We start from the raw sequence: 18,780 nt of genomic DNA on the forward strand, positions 1-18,780 counted from the left end.
AGGGCAAATTATACAGAAAAAAGATAACTTTTAGTAGTGACAGTTTATTGACAGTTACAAGTTTTTTTCACAACTGCAGGCTTTTTATTTTGTAATAGTGTGTAAAGCGATTAGAATAGCGCCATCTCGCAGCTTCCTCATACTGTCACCATGTCTGATTCTCATACCTCTCCCGATCAAAAACAGGGTCAAATTGATCTGATTTATGGTTTAAACGATCGACCAAAACCACTGATCGCTTTTTTTGCGGCATTACAACACCTATTGGCAATTATCGTTCCTATTGTGACACCGGGATTGCTCATTTGTTTGGCCTTGGGAGTTTCACCACAAGATACCAATATGATTTTATCGATGTCTTTGGTGATTTCAGGGGTAGCCACCTTTTTACAGTGTAAAAAAATTGGACCTTTTGGTGCAGGTTTATTGATCGTTCAGGGTACAAGTTTTAACTTTATTGGACCGATGATTGGGATTGGCTCAGCAATGGTCGCAGCAGGTACGCCTGTTGAAGCAGTCATGGCGTCTATTTTTGGTGTGGTGATTGCCGGTTCATTTATTGAAATGGGCGTATCACGTATTTTACCTTGGGTAAAAAAACTGATCACCCCATTGGTGACAGGAATCGTAGTATTGTTGATTGGACTGACCTTAATTAAAGAAGGTCTCATCAGCATGGGCGGTGGCTATCAAGCAATGGACAGCCACACTTTTGCAAGTAAAGATAATCTGATCATGTCATGTACAGTATTGGCGATTATTATTTTGCTCAACCGATTTAAAGTAGTTTGGGTCAAGAGTTCTGCCATCCTGATCGCTTTGGTGATTGGATATATTGTTGCAGGCTTTATGGGCCATTTAAACTTTTCAGGCTTGAAAGATGCTCCATTAATTCAAATCCCAACACCAATGCATTTTGGAATCAGCTTCTCTTGGAGCTTGTTTATTCCAATGGCATTCATCTACCTCGTGACCTCTTTAGAAGCGATTGGTGATGTCACTGCGACCTCAAAAATCTCAAACCAACCTGTTGATGGTCCTGTTTGGATGGAGCGAATCAAAGGTGGTGTATTGGTCAATGGTGCAAACTCATTTCTTGCAGGGCTGTTCAATACCTTTCCAAGTTCTGTTTTTGCCCAAAATAATGGTGTGATTCAGTTGACAGGTGTGGCGAGCCGTTTTGTTGGTATTTGGATTGCCATCATGCTCGTCATTCTCGGACTTTTTCCTGCAGTTGCCGGAATCATTCAAGCCGTCCCTCAAGCCGTTCTGGGTGGTGCAGTCATGGTGATGTTTGGTGCTGTAGCAGCATCGGGAATTAACATTTTATCGGGAATTCAACTTGACCGTCGTGCCTTGTTGATTATTGCAATTTCTTTAGCACTCGGTTTAGGTGTTGCCCAAGTTCCTCAAATTCTGGAACATTTACCAGAATTACCACGCAATATCTTTAGTTCTGGTGTAGCGACAGGCGGACTTGCTGCTTTAATTTTAAATTTAGTTTTGCCTGAAACTAAAAAATAACGGATCAATTCTTTATAATGCCCAGCCTAGACTGGGCATTATTGTTCAATTTTAATGATGGATGGTGAATATGGAGCCAAGAAGTGAAGTTGTCATTCGACAGCATGACTATCTCTCTGGACGTGTTTTATTGGTCAATGCACCAACGGATGATCTACTTTCAAATTTAGCTCATGACATCGAGGCAAGTGTTTGGACTTGGAATTATAATGAGTTCCAATACTTCCAAAACCAACAAGCCAATGTGCACTTTGGAACAGACTTGGCAGAGGCTGAATTTGATCAAGCCATCGTTTTTGTCCCAAAATCCAAAGAATTACTCAATTATGTGTTGCATCAGCTGGTTGCCCGTTTAGCAATTGGTGCTGCAATCTTTCTGGTTGGAGAAAAGAAAGGCGGTGTTGAACGTGCTGCAAAACAATTATTGCCTTATGGACAAACCATTAAATTAGACAGTGCACGTCATTGCCAAATGTGGCAGTTAACTACCGATAAAACCGTGACGCCAAAGCCGCTTGCACAATGGGCACAAGAATACAATGTCAGTACGCCTTCAGGTGATCTTCGCATTTGTGCCCTACCAGGTGTATTCAGTCAAAATCGCTTAGATATCGGAACTGCTGTACTATTGCCTTATTTGAAACACGTCACTTCAGGAAAAATTGCGGACTTTGGATGCGGTGCGGGTGTCATCAGCGCATTTCTGTCTAAACTCAATCCTAAAAATCGTATTTTTGCTTTGGATGTTGATGCCTTTGCTTTGGCTTCAACACAAATGACGTTTGAAAAAAATGATTTACCTTTAGAGCAACTTGAAATAAAAGCAGTCACTGGAATTGAAGATGCGCCATTGTTTTTACATGCCATCGTCAGCAATCCACCATTTCACCAAGGTATTCAAACCGACTACAATGCCAGTGAAACACTATGCAGAACTGCAAGACGACATTTAAAATCAGGCGGTGAATTATGGATTGTGGCGAACCGCTTCCTAAATTACCCATTACTCATTGAGCAGAGCTTTGGTCAATGCATCACGAAAGCTGATCAACAGGGCTTTAAAGTGCTGTTTGCCAATACTCAAAAAAGCAGTAAGGAATAACGATGAGCGAAACAGATCATCCTCAACTCCAGCGTAAGCTTGGAGCACGACATTTAAACATGATCGCGATTGGCGGTTCTATCGGTACAGGATTATTTCTTGCTTCTGGTCAAACCATTGCCACAGCAGGTCCAGGTGGCGCACTACTTGCCTATGTACTGATTGGTCTTATGATTTATTTCTTAATGACCAGTTTAGGTGAGCTGGCAACCCACAATCCAACTTCAGGTGCATTTTTTACTTATGGTAATAAATATGTAGAAGAAGGTTTTGGATTCGCCCTCGGTTGGAACTATTGGTATAACTGGGCAATTACTGTTGCTTTTGAATTGGTTGCCGTTCAGTTCATTATGAAGTTTTGGTTTCCAGATATTCCTGGTTTCTGGTGGAGTGCAATCTTTCTCGCCATTATTTTCTTTATCAATGCATTAACAGTCAAAGGCTTTGGTGAAAGTGAATTCTTATTCTCTTTAGTCAAAGTCATTGCCATCCTGTTCTTTATTGTGATTGGTTTATTCATGATTGGTAAAATCATGTTAGATCCAACAGATTCGATTACAAAAAACTGGACCATTGGTGATGCGCCTTTTGTGGGCGGATTCCAAGCCTTGGTAGGTGTTGCCATGATTGCAGGATTCTCATTTCAGGGCACTGAAATGGTCGGCGTTGCTGCAGGCGAATCTAAAGATCCAAAGAAAACCATTCCGATCGCAATCAAACAGATCTTTTGGCGGATACTGTTATTCTATATCCTGTGTATTTTTATCATTGGTACATTGGTGGCATATACAGATCCAAACCTTGCGCTTGCTGCTGAAGGTGATGGTAATATTACCCTTTCTCCCTTTACCTTACTGTATGAAAAAGCAGGTTTAGCTTTTGCAGCAGGTTTAATGAATGCGGTGATTTTAACTGCCATTATGTCAGCAGGTAATTCGGGCATGTATTCATCAACACGTATGCTATTTGACATGGCACGTGAAGGAAAAGCACCACGGATTTTTGCTAAACTCGATCTCCGTGGCGTGCCAATGAATGCACTGTATGCCACTACAGCAATCGCCGCACTGTGTTTCTTGACCACATTTATTGGTGAAAGTGTTGTATTTACCTGGTTGTTAAATATGTCAGGGATGTGTGGTTTTATTGTATGGTTGGGTATTGCAGTTTCTCATTATCGCTTCCGTAAAGGCTATTTGGCGCAAGGTCATAAACTGGAGGATTTAGCATATCGAGCAAAATTCTTCCCATTTGGTCCTTGGTTTGCGTTTATTCTCTGTGCGATTATTATTCTTGGACAAAATTCTGAAGCTATCCTTGCAGGTAAATGGATGAGCGTGCTGTCTACTTATATCAGCATTCCCCTGTTTCTCGTGATTTGGTTGGGTTATAAGTGGAAACACAACACTAAATTTGTACCTTATGACAAAATGGATGTGAGCCCAATTTCAGTGGAAAAAGAATAAATTATGCTATCCAAGTAAAGCAGCTTTTTTAGCTGCTTTATTATTTTTTAACTTGAATAATCCTGTTTAATATAAAAAATTGGCGGGATGGATTGACAAAGTTTTTTTTATTTATAGAATAGCGCCCATTGGATGATATCCAAACAGAATTTTGGTCTTTGATTTGCGAATCAAAAATAAACAGGAGTATGACATGCAACAACTTGAGAAAACATTGAATTAAGATTAAGCAGTCGTCTACTCACGGACACTGATTTAGTCAAAGTGTCCGAATGTCAGTTTCAAACCTAGCATTCGCTAGGTTTTTTATTGCCTATAGAATCCAAATCATGGATGGGTAATCTCAATTTAAAACTTTCGGACAATAAAAAAATTTGCTTAGAGAATGAAAAAATGGGCATACAAATGATTTTAAACGCCAAAGCTGAATATGGCGTTCCTGTAAAAATTTATACCACGGATGTGGATGAAGAAAGCCTGACACAACTGAGGAAAATGTCACAGCTGCAATTTATTCACTCACATATTGCCGTCATGCCGGATGTACATTTAGGTAAAGGAGCTACGGTAGGCAGTGTGATTCCGACCAAAAATGCCATCATCCCTGCGGCAGTGGGTGTGGATATTGGCTGTGGAATGAATGCTTTAAGATTAAGTCTAAAAGCCGCTCAACTTCCTGACAACTTGAGTAGTCTGCGTAATGCAATTGAAAGAAAAGTTCCTGTTGGCTTTGAAATACACAAGCAGATTAAAGCCAAAGCATCAACACTTTCTCCTTTAGACAAAAAACTTAAGTTAATTACTGACAAACATCCGGCATTGAAACGTATGTTGCGCAGTTTTGATGTCACATGGCAAAAACAACTGGGAACTTTAGGTGGTGGAAATCACTTTATTGAGCTCTGTCTTGACGAAAATGATGATGTTTGGGTCATGTTACATTCAGGCAGTCGTGGTTTGGGCAATGTAATTGGTACGTATTTTATTGAACGTGCTAAAAAAGAAGCGCAAAGCCGTTTTGGTCATGTGCCTGATAAAGACCTGAGCTACTTCGCAGAAGGTTCAAGTAACTTTGATGATTATGTTGAAGCCGTTGAATGGGCACAAGAATATGCTTTTGAAAATCGACGTGAAATGATGCGTTTAATTCTGGAAGCCATTCGCCCATTACTCCCCAGCTTTCAGATGACCAAAGAAGCGATTAATTGCCATCACAATTATGTGCAAAAAGAACTTCACTTTGGTGAAGAAGTCTTTGTTACCCGTAAAGGTGCAATCCGTGCAGGACTTGATGAATATGGGATTATCCCGGGTTCAATGGGTGCACAATCCTTTATTGTTAAAGGCAAAGGCAATCCCGATTCATTCTGCTCATGTTCACACGGCGCAGGACGAAAAATGAGTCGAACCAGAGCCAAACACTTGTTTAACCAACAAGATTTAATTGCACAAACCGCTGGTGTTGAGTGCCGTAAAGATAAAGGTGTAGTAGATGAAATCCCTGGTGCTTATAAGGATATTCATCAAGTTATGGCCAATCAAAGCGATTTGATTGAAGTCGTGCATACCCTCAAACAAGTATTGTGTATCAAAGGCTAGATCTTAATTGTATTTTATCGCTTCCTCTCTGTGAATCCCGATTTGCAGAGAGAATAGATCATCGATTTATAGCCAAACCACTTGAATACCGATACAGATGATTCATCCTTAGTAGAATTTAAGCTTTTTGTTTGAACTTTTAAAACTCTGCAACATCAAGTTTTTGTGTATTTTTGATTCATCGATGTTTTTGCCAGCATGAGGCAACATGGTTGTCACCCTATTGAATAGGGCTACAGGATGTATCCCTCTTTCAACAGATGCGTTCTCTCATCTTTTCATCCCTGAAAAGTAAGACATCCCCCATACAAAGAGAGTTAAACTTTGACTCCAAGGAGTGGCAGTGCAAGCATTTTTATCACCAACCCCTTTATTTTTGCGTGCTACGGATTTGATTAAAGATACGGAGGCATGGAAATGATATTCTGGTGTTTGGTTTTTTCAAAGGATTGACTAGAGAAGTTAACTGTATCGAATCACAGGACAATATTTACGAATGACGATTGCCTGTTGGCAAATCCCTTCCGCCTGACATTGTTGCTCAAAAATATGTTTCTCCATCGGATCAAAGCTGTCATAAAAACATATTTCCTGATCATCGATTGAATAGACCAAGGAGTGATTGCCCACTCCCTCTAAGGTGTCATAGTAGACCAGTATGGAATAGCCACTTTCGAAGCTTGTCTGAATGTCTTGATACGTTAAGGGCTGCTCAATAGTCATCCCCAAACGAATTGCCTCTGTATAATGCTCAATTTCTTTTATATGAATATCGGGGTCTTCAGCTGTATGAAACACAACATCAAAACCTAATTTTCTGAGTCCAACAGCCAAACTGATGGTAAATGTTCCATCGTCAGGATCATATTTGCAGCACTGAACAAGTGTTTGAATATCAACATGGATAGAATAATTCTGCAACAGCATCCAAACCGCAAAAATACCGCCATTGGCTTCTAAATCCAGTAATTCATCAGGAAGTTGTACACTCATTCACGATCCAAACAGTTAAAAATCTGAGTGCACTATTATAACCTGTGTAGGGAAAAATTGAGTTCTATAGTCAATTTACTTAATTTTTAAAATAACATTAACACGTCTATTTTTTGCTTTACCTTCCGCAGTCTTATTATCTGCGATTGGTTTTGTTGGACCCAAACCCACAGTAATCAACTGCTCTGGATTAACTTTATATTCATTCACCAAATAATCTTTGACGATATTTGCTCGTGTCAAAGAGACTTTATTATTTGCAGCCAATGATCCCGAGCTGTCTGTATGCCCTTCAATGTTGAGAACAAAATTTTTATTGGTTTGCAATAACTGCGCTGCAACAGATAAAGTCGAGCGATATTGTGGATCGACTTCAGTTGATTTCGGTTGAAAATATATCGAAAGTCCATGTTTCAAAGACTTCACTTCGTTTGGATATTGTTTTTGGATGGAGCCACTATTGTGGTTTATGGACGTAGATGTACAAGCAGTTAAACTCAGCAGCATCAATCCTAAAATCACGTATTTCATGATTAACCTATAATTATTAATTTTTGCTTCAGTTTTATTTAGATAATAACCAATTATATGTATTTCCAATAAAAAAAGCGACTCAATTGAGTCGCCTTTTTTTAACTAAATAATCAATTATTTAGTTACAGTACGGCTACCAGTGATTGTCGCGAATACACGACGGTTCATAGCACGACCTTCTTTAGTTTTGTTGTCAGCAATCGGTTGATCCCAAGCGAAACCTTGAGTAGACAAACGAGATGCATCGATGTTGTACTCGCTTACAAGCGCTGATTTAACAGAGTTAGCACGAGCTAAAGATAAGCGTTCGTTTAACTTACGTGGACCAGTGTTATCTGTGTGACCTTCAATACGCGCAGTCGCATTCGGGAATGTATTCAACGCATCAGCTACTTTAGCAACTTCTGGTTTATACTGATCTTTGATGTTTGATTTGTTTGTATCAAAGAACACACGAAGTTCCATGTTCAAGTCTTCAGTAAGAACTTGTGGAGCTGGTTCTACTGGAGTTGGAGCAACTGGAACCACTGGAGCAACTTCTACTACAGGAGCAGCAGGTTTCAAGTGACCACCAAGAACTACGTTAAGACCTGCAAGAGCAGTATAGTTCCAGAATTTTTCGTCAAAGTTATAAGTACCACGAGCTTCAGTACGAAGAGATAAAGCATCGTTTAAGCGCCAGAAAGCACCAACACCAGCGTTACCTAAAGTACCTTCTTCGTTGTTGTGGTAAGACATGTCATCAAGTTTGTACTTGTAATGACCAGCACCTAACAATACGTATGGTTTGATTTTGCTGTCATAGTTTTTAGTGATCAAATCAGAAGTAGCATAGAAGTTACCGTTGATTTGAGTTTGCTTGTATTCAGAACCAGCAACGCCAGTACCGTCAAGATCACCTTTAACTTGGTTATATTCAGCTTCGAAACCTAACCATGGAGTAAGTTCAACACCAAGCGCAGCACCAACGAATAAATCGTCTTGTAACTCAGGACCGTTAGTTAACTCGCCTTTGTCACCGCCGTTGTTGTGTTGAGAGTCTTGGAAAGTGTAACCAAGCATTAATGGTGTAACAGTTACACCAGCATTAGCAGCAGCGAGTGGAGCAGCAACAAGCATAGCAAGTGCGATACGACTCAATTTCATGGATATCCTCCAGAGATAACAATTGTTGTTCAAGCCTAGCCTAAAATTTATTGGCTACCCTGAGATAAATTTTAATACCCCAGTATTATTTTTAAGCTACTCACGTTGAATCATACAAACACTTGAGGCTTTTTCCAAGTGCTTGATAACTTTAATCAAGTAAATTATTGACAAAATTACTTACAATTTCCGTTGTAATTCGGTAACTTTCTACTCAATTTTTTTTCGTGAATCGCTTATCTTTTTACTACCTGTATTTTAGCAGTAAAAGAAAGTGATAGTAATAAATATTTTACTACAAAAGCGTTTCAATAAAATTTAATAGAAAAGTCATTATTTTTCAAATAAAAAACAATACTTAACAGAAGATTAAAACATGTATTTTTATTGTAAAGGACAAGGTTTTTCTTTGTTTGAGCTTATTAGCATAATTGTTATTGTTGCAATAATTTGCTTAATCAGTCTGCCTTTCTATCATGATTGGATGCAAAAGCAAGAATTTCGATCGATTCATCCCATGATTCAACAGCATATTTCTTATGCAAGAAGTCAAGCATTGGCACGCCGAACAACAGTTGTTATATGTTCGTCGGAAAGTTTTGTCCAATGTGAAAAAAACAAATGGCATAAGGGCATGATTATTTTTACAGACCGTAATAAAAATAAGCAGATTGATGATGGCGAACTCATACTCCTTAAAACTGAAAAAAAAATTAACTATGGAAGCTTAACTTGGATTGGGAGTGCCAGCAGTCGCGATGTCATAACACTTCAAGGCGATACGGGGCTACCCCGTGGTTCACCAGGCAGTTTCTACTATTGCGGACATCATAATTTTGACAATAATACCCGCTATAAAATCGGACGAATGGCAACATTAAATAAGGAAACCACTGAAAAATGTTAAAAACTGTTCTCTAGCGTCTACATATATTGCACATTCGACATTTATTCTTGTGCTGTTTTTTATATACTGCTTAAGTTTTGGATATATTTAACAAGAAACATGTGGAGATCAGAACAATGACTGACATCGTAATCGTCAATGGTGCACGGACTGCAATGGGTGGGTTTCAAGGTAGCCTGGCCAATGCCAGTGCTCCTGAATTAGGTGCTGTAACCATTAAAGAAGCTATTGCGCGCGCTGGTTTACAACCCAATGATGTAGAAGAAGTCATTATGGGCTGTGTACTCCCTGCTGGTTTGAAACAAGGTCCTGCCCGTCAAGCGATGCGTAAAGCTGGCTTACCTGATTCAACAGGTGCCGTCACCATCAATAAACTTTGTGGTTCAGGCATGAAAGCTGTTATGCAAGCCGCTGATGCGATTAAGGCAGGTTCTGCCGAGATTGTTGTTGCGGGGGGCATGGAGTCGATGACCAACGCACCCTATCTACTGCCGAAAGCCCGTGGTGGATATCGTATGGGACATGGTGAAGTTAAAGATCATATGTTCTTTGATGGACTTGAAGATGCTGAAACTGGTCGCTTAATGGGATCTTTTGCCCAAGATATGGCAAACAGCAAAGGATATAGTCGTCAACAAATGGATGACTTCGCCATTCGTTCTTTACAACGTGCTCAAAAAGCCATTACTGAAGGCTGGTTTAAAGATGAAATTGTACCTGTGACTGTTTCAGGCCGTAAAGGAGATGTCGTCATTGATCAAGATGAACAACCCTTTAATGCCAATATCGAAAAAATTCCGACCCTACGCCCAGCATTTGCTAAAGATGGAACCATCACAGCAGCAAATGCCAGCTCCATTTCGGATGGTGCATCTGCTTTAGTGTTGACATCTACAGAGGTTGCAACAGCGAAAGGGCTGCAACCTTTAGCCAAAATTGTGGCTTATGCTTCAAACTCTCAGCATCCATCTGAATTTACCATTGCCCCTGTCGGTGCGATCCAAAAAGTTTTAAATAAGACAGGATGGGATGTTCAAGAGGTCGATTTATGGGAAATCAATGAAGCTTTTGCAATGGTCACCATGTGTCCAATTGATGAGTTCAAATTAGATGCTGAAAAAGTCAACATCCATGGTGGTGCTTGTGCATTAGGGCATCCAGTAGGCTCTACAGGCTCACGCATTATCTTGACGCTGATCCATGCATTAAAACGTACAGGCGGCAAAAAAGGCATTGCAGCACTGTGTATTGGTGGTGGTGAGGCAACTGCTGTCGCGATTGAAATTCTTTAAGCTTATTCTGATCTAAATCAGAACTCACTGAAATAAAAAGGCATCACGATCATGGTGGATGCCTTTTTATTTTAACTGCAATTCGATAAAAACCTAACTCCAGCCTCTGCTAGAAGACTAAAGCCTGAATGATCCCCATCACTATGATTCACTCTATACAAAATGGTCTTTGCTTTTTTCCATCTGCCCATTTTAGCTAACATCACGATTACAAAGTGACATGAATGTCGCCTTGTTGAGCATGGATAGAGGATGTTCCCTTCGCCCATGGAAAGATGATGCTCATCTTTCCATCTCTGAAAACTGAGACATCGCCTAAACAACTTGATTTAAAGGCTAAAAATCAAAGCCTCCTACAATAAACTCGAATGTCTTCAATTTATTGCTAAGCAACGCTAGAAGATCCAGAATCAATAAAGTCTAGCCACACTCTAGAATCATCTCAAAACTTACCTTAAACGAGCCGTACAGTTTCAATGTTTCCCCGACCTGCACACTGTTCAGACTTGATTAAGACACTCAACGTCTGGTTTCGGGAATCGGAGCAATATAGGCTATCAGCAACATCACGAAACCTGCTCCCAAGAACGATATGACTCGAGTCAATGTACCAATATGAGATAAGTCTAGTAAAACCAGCTTCAAGGTCACAATGACCAGAATACTGCCACCTAAGATCCATAAAGGACGTAATTGTTTACGACTGGCAAAACTCATACTAATCAATGCTAGACTTACCCAAAGTAAAGTCAGACTTAACTGGGCTGTTGCATCCTGCCATAAACCTAATTGATTATAAGGTGTAGCAAAATACACATGTAAGGCACGCAGAACAATATAACTACTTAACCAAAGCAGGCTTAAAACCGACAATACCGCCAGAATACCTTGGTCCGTACCCTGTTGTAGAGCTAGCTTCTGTTGCAAGTTGAGCATCCATAAAAAGCCCATTAACATTGCAATACTCACCAAATCAAATGGATTCAAGATTGGCAATAAATAGCTTTGGAAAGCTTGTTGAGACAATAATTGCGAACAGATGATCCATATCAGCATCAGCGCCAAACTGGTTCGTGTTTGCCAAAAGATTTTCCAATCCACGCTTTTCTGAATAAAGCACCACCCACAAAACAATAAAGGAAATATCACGACACTGATATAAGGTGTATGCGGAATTAACGTTAAGCTAGCTAAGCTTAAACTGATTAAAACGCCTAAACTTCCCCACTCTTTCATAAAGCCTAGACCATGAAAGGGTCTTAACCATAGGATGGTCAATATCAATCCTGCTACCGTCATTCCCCAGCGATCCATATCACTTTGCCACACCAATACACCCTTTTGACTCATATCCAATAAGAAAATCAGTGCAAAAACATAAATGGGAAAAGTACCAATCCACTTGGGGATCAACCATGTTGATCGTGCTTTGCACTTCAGCATCAACTCATTTATCAGTAGATAAGAAATACTGACTACCAGCATCGTATAAATGTAGCGGTAAGCACCATTAAAATAGTCAAGGAGTAGAATAAGCAACATTGCGGTTGCTGCAATCATCAATAAGCTCAAAAACAGTGTAGTCAGCGGATTCAGTTGCTGTCGGAACGACTCACGACTATTACCCAATAGCACTACAAAAATATAACTGACACATAAACACCAATACATTTTGCTTGGGAAGTTTGGTAGTTCAAATAAATAATATAGGCTTGTTATCCCTGCAACGACCAGCAGTCCCATTGCCAGATAACGACTAATTGCTGAGTGTCGATATAATGCATACCCCCATATACATAACCCTTCGAGTCCCCATCCCACGACGCTCCACTGCCCATGCAACAGAATAGGGGGAATCAAAGCCATGAAGATCAGGGCGAGACTAAAATAACTCTGTGAAATCAAATAAATGGATTGATTACGTTTTGAGAATTGATACATTTCCGCAAAAAGCACTGCAAAACCTAAACTAAAACCAGCCAATACCATGCTTTGATGAAAATAGAGTAAATATAAAAAAAGATAACTGACAATCGGTGCACCAAAAATCAAGGCAATATCTAAACTCGGTTTAAGTTTAAATTGTTCCACATCTTGTTTGGCAATCAGTTGACTAAAGCGGAAACCCAACCAGATAAAAACAGCGGTATGAGCAAAAATTAGAATTGTAAGTGTCTGTTTGTCTTGTAGCTCACCATGACCAACTGCATAGACACTTGCAACGATTGCCGTGACTAAAAAACCAATTTGATTCAGATATTTCCAAGGTCTTAAAGTGCTCATTACCGCAATTGCAATATTAATCAGCAAATAATAGGTGAGAAGCTCGACAGTAGTTGCATCTCGTACAGGTAAGGTAAATGGTGCAATGTAGGCAATTGACATTGCCATAAGTGCCAATTCAACACTTTGCTGCTTTAGGCTTAGATTGAGGGTAATCAGCATAATCACGACAAAGCAAAGACTTGCCATATAAATATCAGGAATTACATGGGTGTAATAGGCAAAGAATAAGGTGAGTGATAATCCTGCAATACCCAAACCTTCAAGCGCCAATGCAAAACTACGATTTTTACCTTGCAGCATCAGACCCAATATAGTGATTGCGATACTCGATAAAGCAACCGATGCGAGCTTAACCACCAGACTCAATTGCCAATGTTCTGTTGCAAAACGTAGTAACAGGATTATGCCGATGACCAATACCAATATGGCAACTTTCAATACCGGATTGCCCTTAAAAATCCAATCTTGAATTTGAGCAATCAAACTCGTGGATGAATCAGATCGAATCTCTATCTGCTGAACTGGAGATTTTACTAAAGGCAGTGTGGATGTCTCTTGAGAAAGTTTCAAACTCTGTATCTGAGTTTGAACATGAGTTAGATAACGTTCTAAGCGTCTTAACCATCTGAGAAAAAAGAAAATCCATGCAGTTAAACCAAGTCCCACCATCCAACCTAAATGCAGGGTTAGCCCAACCACGGAAACAACAGAAGAAATATACAGAGGGACTTTGGATGTATTTTGCAAAGGAAAAGACATCTGCCGTGCAATATCTTGCATCGGATTTTGAATGGCATCGACATAGTGCATCACACTCATGACAAAGGCTAACCCACAGCTGTAGGTCAATATCCGTACTTCCAAAAACCATGCGCTTACCGCAACAATGATCAACATCATCAACCAGATAATGCGAATTTCACTCTGCCCTTTCAGCATATTTTTACTTTCTTTATCCTCAATATGCTGATCATACAACAGCATTCCAGCATGATTCTGTTAATTCATCAGATATTCAGTAACACAAGCACGATGGTTGCCACTACGCAACAGACAAAAATCACGTACAATAAAGCGGTAATTTGAATTAGGAAAATATCAATGCCACCATTTGTATTGGTCGATGGGTCATACTTTTTATTTCGTGCCTTTCATGCACTCCCACCTCTAACAACATCAACGGGATTACAGACCAATGCGATTCGTGGAGCAATCTCGGCAATCCAAAAGCTCATGCGTCGTGTGCAACCAACCCATATGGCTGTGATTTTCGACACACCTGAACCGACTTTTCGTCATCAGCTTTCACCGATTTATAAAGGTGATCGCCCAAGTATGCCAGAAGAATTGTCCCAACAAATTCCTTATCTGCATGCGTTGATTCGTGCCTTAGGGATTCCATTACATACACTTCCAGGTGCTGAAGCTGATGACATTATCGGTACCTTGGCCAAACGTGCTGAAAAAGAAGGCTATCAGGTTTTGATTTCAACTGGCGATAAAGATATGGCGCAGTTGGTCACAGATAAAGTGACGTTGGAAGACAGTTTCAAAGATAAACCCATGGATGTTGAGGGTGTCATTGAAAAATTTGGAGTACGTCCAGACCAGATTATTGATTATTTAACCTTAATGGGAGACGCATCTGATGGTATTCGTGGGGTTCCTGGGGTAGGTGCAAAAACTGCCGCCAAGCTTTTAAATGAATATGGTTCAATCGATGGCATTTTAAAAAATGTGGACAATATCAAGGGTAAAGTTGGACAAAGCCTAAAAGACAATGTTGATGGGATTACACTTGATCATCAACTTGCCAGCATCATCATTGACCTTGATTTAAACATCAGCTATGAGGACTTAAAACTTTGCGATCCTGATGTCGAAGCATTGCGCAACTTATATACAGAGCTTGAGTTCCGTAACCAATTACAGTCTTTAGACCATCCCAACAATCCCAATAGTTCAACCTATAAACAAACTGCACAAAGTGCCATCAAAACTGAACAAGCTGTTGAAAGTGAAATCACCGATCAAGCCACAAGTTCAAGTGTCGATGACCGTTTAGGTGAAGCAACCTATCACACTGTATTGAGTCAAGATGTTTGGGACAAAGTATTCCAGCGTTTAAGTACGGCAAAACGCTTTGCAATTGATACAGAAACCACAAGTTTGGATTATCGTGTTGCTGAAATGGTCGGTTTCTCGCTTGCATTTGATGCGCATGATGCCTATTACATCCCTCTAGCACATGATTATGAAGATGCACCAGAGCAACTCAATCGCGAAACAATCATTCAACAAATTAAACCTATTTTAGAAGATCCAAATATTGAAAAAATTGGGCATCATTTAAAATACGATGCGCATATTTTTGAAAACCATGGGATTCATCTACAAGGTTGGTTCTTTGACACCATGTTGGCATCTTATGTGTTGAACTCAGTAGCAACTCGTCATGGTATGGATGATGTTGCTCGTGTTTATCTGAGTCATTTAACTACAACCTTTGAACAGGTTGCGGGTAAGGGGGCGAAGCAAAAAACCTTTAATCAAATTGATATTGAAACTGCAGGTCATTACGCAGCAGAAGATGCGCATGTCACTTATCGCCTTTATGAAGTATTAGAACGAAAACTCAAAGAAATCCCTGAGCTCAGCGAAATTTTACACAATATTGAAATGCCTGTTGCTAGCGTTCTGACCAGTATGGAAGAAAATGGTATTGAGCTAGATTTAAAATTTTTGGATCAACTCAGTGTTGATTTCGCCAATACAATTCAAAACCTTGAAAATCAAATTATTGAGATCGCTGGTGAATCTTTTAATGTTGGTTCGCCAAAACAAGTGGGTGAAGTCTTATTTGAAAAATTAGGTTTAAAAGGTGGCAAGAAAACAGCAACAGGACAATACAGTACCTCTGAAGCTGTCTTGGAAAAAATTGATCATCCAATTACACAGCTGATTATTGAATATCGTGGTTTAACCAAACTGCGAAGTACTTATACTGAAGCTTTAGTCAAACAAGCCAATAATGATACCCACAGAGTACATACGAGCTATCATCAAGCGCTAACTGCAACGGGCCGTTTATCCTCAACAGACCCGAACTTACAGAATATCCCAGTGCGGGAGGAAATTGGACGACAAATTCGTAAAGCCTTTATTGCACCAAAAGGTCGCGTGCTATTGGCGGCTGACTATTCTCAAATCGAATTACGTTTAATGGCGCACTTCTCGCAAGACGAGGCTTTAGTCGATGCATTTAAAAATGGGCAGGACGTCCACCGACGTACTGCTTCAGAAGTTCTAGGTGTCGAACTCGAAGCGGTCACTTCAGATCAACGTCGTCAAGCCAAAGCAGTGAACTTTGGCTTATTGTATGGTATGTCTGAGTTTGGCTTGATTCGTCAATTGGGCTTTACCCGTGAAGAATCACAAAATTACATCAAACAATATTTCCACCGTTATCCAGGTATTTATGAGTATATGCAACGTACTCGCCAGGTTGCTTTGGAGCAAGGCTTTGTTGAGACCATTACAGGCCGTCGTTTATATACACCAGATATTGATGCACGGAATATGATGGTGCGCAAAGGCGCTGAACGTGCAGCAATTAATGCACCACTGCAAGGCTCAGCAGCAGAAATCATTAAAATGGCAATGATTGAAGTGGATAAAATCCTACCAAAAGATCAGGCAAAACTTCTTTTACAGGTTCACGATGAATTGGTGTTTGAGGTCGATGAAGCTGTGGCAGATCAAGTGGCTGAACAGATTAAAGATGTGATGCAAAAAGTTGTGACATTATCTGTACCGTTGGTGGTTGAGGTTGGTCAAGGCAAGAATTGGGGTGAAGCACATTAAACCCAGCGTTTAATCTATTTTCTTTTTAAGAGGGAGTAGATTAAAACAGATTTTTTCATCATAAGATTAAGATGGAAGTCAAATCAAAACACTTCTATCTTAATTGCGTGGACTATTTTTAGAATCAATTATTTGGGCTTTTGTTGTTAATCAACTTATCCTAGACAGAATCAACTTGATCTTCAGTACATAGCTTTGTTGATCCGTCTTTACAGTAAATCTGTATTTTTTCAACTCTTCGCATAATGGTTGATAGAGATGAGGTTTTGCTGGATGAATGAGATTTAATATTTTAGATTGATTTTCCAATATATTCTGTCAAATAAAAATGCCCCACAAATGGAGCATTTTTATTTATAAAAAATTAGATTTTAATCTATCAAAGCCAAGAATACTTAACCGATCACAATTTGCTGATCAATCATATCCATTAAATCTATTTTACTCTTAGCTTCAATAATTAATATATCCGCCCATTCATGCTGGGTATTTAAACTACCATCACGATCTACTTTGAGTACGGCATTACCACGACCATCATCTTCGATTTTGATAAATTCTCCAATATTACTTTTATCTGAAAGTAAGCCCTCAAAGAAATCCGAACTGAATTCAATTTTATCGTTCGATTGGTAATCCACCCAAACATCAGTACCATTGCCGCCAGTTGCATCAGCATTGACAAGCACATCATACATGATGGTGTCATTTCCACGACCTGTAGAAATAATATCATTGCCAGAACCGCCATAAATAATGTCATTACCTGCACCTGCAATAATAATGTCATCACCGGCACCACCATAGATCGTATCATTTCCACCCTTAGTGGCTGGGTCATTCGCATCAGCTTCAGCAAATTTCTTATAATTCTCTTTCACAAAATCATAAATTTGCTGTTGGGTTGGTTCTGCTCCACTTGTAACTTCTGCTTTTAAATACGCAATCAGTGTTGAATAACCTGAATATTGTGGATGCATCAAAGGATCTCTACCTGACCATGTAATCCAGTTGGTATTCATCGCGTCACCAAACAAGATATCATCACCTGCACCACCTTTAATGGTATCGCTACCAACATCAGCAGGCACAAAGTTTTCTGAACCGCCGATCAAATATGCAATCAGTTTATCTGCATCAGCAATTGCTTTCGCTTCTCCATGATTTGAACCACTCCAAGCACCAGGCAGCTTGTTTCCATTTGCATCTGTATTATCGTAGCGTGACACAGTTGCATCACTTACAGCACTACTCACACCAACAGCAAAGACTTTACTTTGATCTGCCAATGGACGGAAGGCGCTATCTAGCGTACTTTGCGAACTATTTGGCTCACCATCCGTAATATAATATGTTTGATTTTCAAAGTTAGCATCAGACACATCATTGAACCAATTTACAGCTTTATTAAAGCCTATTTCAGGATAAGTTCCGCCTCCTGCTTGAAGCCCATCATTTTTCCCAGTTCCAATATCTGCAAAGATTTGATCAATATTGTCTACACTTACATTGGTATAGATTTTATTGACGGTGTTTCCTAGACCATTATTTGCTGAAAAAGATGCGATTTGTAAATTAATCGTACCATCATGATCAACCATCTGTTGAATAAAGGCTTTTAAACCTTTCTTGGCAATTTCAAGGCGCGTTTCGCCTGCAGGAACATTCGCACCATTTTTAATAGAGCCTTCCATGTTAAACAACATACTTCCGGACAAGTCTAAAACGATGGATACATTATAGTTCTTTCCTGCCACAAAGTTTGTTTTTAAGCCACCTGTATCACCTGCAATAAGATCATCACCCGAGGTACCAATGATTGAGTTATCACCATTTGTCACGCCTGTTGACTGATCATTTTTGATCACAGGATCAACTGTTTCAATATCACGGTCTTGAATCATATTTCCATTACGATCATGGGTTTTTGCAACAACATCTACCGTAGAACCTTGGGTACCTGTTGCAATGCCATCTGCTGGTGTTAACTCATAAACATAATGACCATTTGAATCTGTTTGAACCGTTCTATCAATTTCAACTTGCTCTCCATTTTCATCATACCCC

General features: G+C 39.7%; 12 protein-coding genes. 7 read left to right on the forward strand and 5 right to left on the reverse strand.

Annotated elements, in window-relative coordinates:
• The first annotated feature begins 150 nt into the window (after positions 1-150).
• The 4 genes from OSH00_RS18225 to OSH00_RS18240 all read left to right on the forward strand — a co-directional run bounded on the left by OSH00_RS18225 (position 151) and on the right by OSH00_RS18240 (position 5,691).
• A complete protein-coding gene (locus tag OSH00_RS18225) occupies positions 151-1,524 on the forward strand; it encodes a uracil-xanthine permease family protein (protein WP_266131600.1) in 1,374 nt (457 codons plus the stop codon).
• 70 nt (positions 1,525-1,594) lie between these two features.
• Positions 1,595-2,626 carry a class I SAM-dependent methyltransferase gene (locus tag OSH00_RS18230; protein ID WP_266131601.1) on the forward strand — a complete coding sequence of 344 codons (1,032 nt, stop codon included), beginning with the start codon at positions 1,595-1,597 and terminating at the stop codon, positions 2,624-2,626.
• A 2-nt stretch (positions 2,627-2,628) separates the two neighbouring features.
• Complete coding sequence (locus tag OSH00_RS18235; RefSeq protein WP_196074985.1) at positions 2,629-4,092, forward strand: amino acid permease; 1,464 nt, start codon at positions 2,629-2,631, stop codon at positions 4,090-4,092.
• Between the two features lie 393 nt (positions 4,093-4,485).
• Positions 4,486-5,691 carry an RtcB family protein gene (locus OSH00_RS18240; protein ID WP_266131602.1) on the forward strand — a complete coding sequence of 402 codons (1,206 nt, stop codon included), beginning with the start codon at positions 4,486-4,488 and terminating at the stop codon, positions 5,689-5,691.
• A gap of 462 nt (positions 5,692-6,153) precedes the next feature.
• On the opposite strand, the gene OSH00_RS18245 is transcribed toward OSH00_RS18240, so the two are convergent.
• The 3 genes from OSH00_RS18245 to omp38 form a co-directional block, all read right to left on the reverse strand.
• Positions 6,154-6,684 (reverse strand): peptidase C39, encoded by a 531-nt coding sequence (locus OSH00_RS18245; protein ID WP_266131603.1) that lies wholly within the window; start codon positions 6,682-6,684, stop codon positions 6,154-6,156.
• A 75-nt stretch (positions 6,685-6,759) separates the two neighbouring features.
• A complete protein-coding gene (locus tag OSH00_RS18250) occupies positions 6,760-7,215 on the reverse strand; it encodes an OmpA family protein (RefSeq protein WP_266131604.1) in 456 nt (151 codons plus the stop codon).
• 117 nt (positions 7,216-7,332) lie between these two features.
• Complete coding sequence (omp38, locus tag OSH00_RS18255) at positions 7,333-8,364, reverse strand: outer membrane protein Omp38 (RefSeq protein WP_004829936.1); 1,032 nt, start codon at positions 8,362-8,364, stop codon at positions 7,333-7,335.
• Positions 8,365-8,848: 484 nt separating this feature from the next.
• On the opposite strand from omp38, the gene OSH00_RS18260 reads away from it, so the two are divergent.
• Both OSH00_RS18260 and OSH00_RS18265 read left to right on the forward strand, forming a co-directional pair.
• Entirely contained in the window at positions 8,849-9,271 is a 423-nt protein-coding gene (locus OSH00_RS18260) for a GspH/FimT family protein (protein ID WP_266131605.1), read from the forward strand.
• A gap of 116 nt (positions 9,272-9,387) precedes the next feature.
• Positions 9,388-10,563: a thiolase family protein gene (locus OSH00_RS18265; RefSeq protein ID WP_266131606.1), complete on the forward strand. Its 1,176-nt coding sequence runs from the start codon at positions 9,388-9,390 to the stop codon at positions 10,561-10,563.
• Between the two features lie 519 nt (positions 10,564-11,082).
• On the opposite strand, the gene OSH00_RS18270 is transcribed toward OSH00_RS18265, so the two are convergent.
• Positions 11,083-13,788 (reverse strand): DUF2339 domain-containing protein, encoded by a 2,706-nt coding sequence (locus OSH00_RS18270; RefSeq protein ID WP_266131613.1) that lies wholly within the window; start codon positions 13,786-13,788, stop codon positions 11,083-11,085.
• A gap of 162 nt (positions 13,789-13,950) precedes the next feature.
• Between OSH00_RS18270 and polA the strand changes: the two genes are divergently transcribed.
• Positions 13,951-16,713 (forward strand): DNA polymerase I, encoded by a 2,763-nt coding sequence (gene polA / locus OSH00_RS18275; protein WP_266131607.1) that lies wholly within the window; start codon positions 13,951-13,953, stop codon positions 16,711-16,713.
• 395 nt (positions 16,714-17,108) lie between these two features.
• On the opposite strand, the gene OSH00_RS18280 is transcribed toward polA, so the two are convergent.
• Positions 17,109-18,780 (reverse strand): type I secretion protein (locus OSH00_RS18280; RefSeq protein ID WP_266131608.1); only part of this gene is annotated, 1,672 nt, incomplete at its 5' end.

The organism is Acinetobacter nematophilus, from assembly GCF_026344175.1.
In the GTDB taxonomy this organism is placed as follows: domain Bacteria; phylum Pseudomonadota; class Gammaproteobacteria; order Pseudomonadales; family Moraxellaceae; genus Acinetobacter; species Acinetobacter nematophilus.